The sequence below is a fragment of the Runella sp. R0.1_18 genome, from assembly GCF_057652155.1.
Genome location: NZ_JBYFCK010000173.1, coordinates 1 through 206, shown reverse-complemented (window position 1 = coordinate 206; position 206 = coordinate 1). Strand labels below are relative to the sequence as shown.

The following is a 206-nucleotide window of genomic DNA, read 5'->3' as shown; positions in this document are numbered from 1 at the left end:
ATCGCTATCACTACCGTCGCCGTATCGCACGCGCCGCTTGGGTCACATACTTTGTACGTGTAGCGGTCGCTGCCTACAAAACCTGTCGTTGGCGTATAAGTGTAGGTTCCGTTTGCATTCTGTACCACTGTCCCGTTCGTCGGATTCGTCACTTTCGTGTACGTCAACTCTGCCGCCGTGTTGTCCACGTCGCTGTCGTTGGACGC

General features: G+C 55.3%; 1 protein-coding gene. It reads right to left on the bottom strand.

The genetic code is table 11. The features are described from left to right. Positions 1 to 206: Ig-like domain-containing protein (locus AC23P2_RS31515; protein WP_487776854.1), on the bottom strand; the 206-nt coding region annotated here is incomplete at both ends.